This window comes from Psychrobacter sp. 1U2 (assembly GCF_051847575.1).
The window spans coordinates 1-1,221 of sequence record NZ_JBPYDC010000311.1 but is presented as its reverse complement, the minus strand read 5'-3'; the positions used below and the strand labels follow the sequence as shown (position 1 = coordinate 1,221).

The following is a 1,221-nucleotide window of genomic DNA, read 5'->3' as shown; positions in this document are numbered from 1 at the left end:
CGACGACTAACAAATCAAAACCTGCTTCTATCGCTTGATCATATAAGTCAGGATGGTCAAGTAGCAGATCCATACCAGCGATAATACATTGCTCAGTGGCAAACACATTTTGCTCAGGATCATGCTCTTTAATCGCCGCAGTACGGACCAGATCAAACAAAGCAAAGTTTAGGTTAAAGCGACGGCGTAACTCAACCATCCATTGGTATTGCAAACTATCAGGCACCAATACTAAGACGCGCTCAGCTTTACCGGTTAAGAGCTGCTGATGAATAATAAGACCTGCCTCGATGGTTTTACCCAGACCGACTTCATCAGCAAGCAGTACACGCGGCGCAATACGTTTGCCAACTTCGTGGGCAATATACAGCTGATGCTCGATGATATCGACACGCGCTCCCATGAGACCCTTCAGTGGATGTCCTGCCAGCGCTGATTGCATACGCAATATATCTTGACGCAGCTCGTACCAGTCTCCGCGTTCAATACGACCCGCCAACAGTCTTTCAAGCGGCTTTGCCAAGGTAATATTTGCTGCAAGACGCGTTTCCATTATGCCTTTTTCGTGCTCATCGACACTATACTTGAGCACGCCCATCACCTCATCAACCGCAGTGACCGTATAGCTATTTCCTTGTTGGTCACTGATACTATCACCAACCTTAAACACGACACGTGACAACGGTGCAGAGTTTTTTGCATACACGCGCGTCTCCTCGCTTTGCGGGAATAAAATATGTACACAGCGGTCGTCGACATCGATAACCACACCCAAGCCAAGCTCGGACTCGGTGTCAGATAAATGGCGTTGACCAACGGCGAATTCGGTACTATGCAATGAGGCGATGGAGATAGTCATAAGGCGATGTCTTTTGTACTCAGATGATAAGAAAATGGGCGACAACAACATCGTACTACTCTTAAGTAAAGCACAATGAAGTTGTTACGATAGTCAGCACTATCGTTTAAAGATGCATATATTAACTTAGTTAAGCGACTTTTTAGCAAAACCAGTCAAGTGCACTATTATATAACGTTACCGGCTAAATGCGTGCAATAAGTTGGTTTTTCAAGAGCAGATCGATGAGGAATACAGATAATAAAATGAGCGGCGTTTTATGAAACTTATAGTGAAGACCATACCTAAAGTAATAAGTTGCCAATAGTTGGTAGTATCTGTAACTATTAGAGCAACTAATATCTTTACGCTTACTGACGTAT

General features: G+C 44.1%; 1 protein-coding gene. It reads right to left on the bottom strand.

Annotated elements, in window-relative coordinates; all coding sequences use genetic code 11:
- A partial coding sequence (locus ACS8FD_RS15415) for an SNF2-related protein (protein WP_439276492.1) occupies positions 1-859 on the bottom strand: 859 nt, incomplete at its 3' end.
- Positions 860-1,221: the final 362 nt, after the last annotated feature.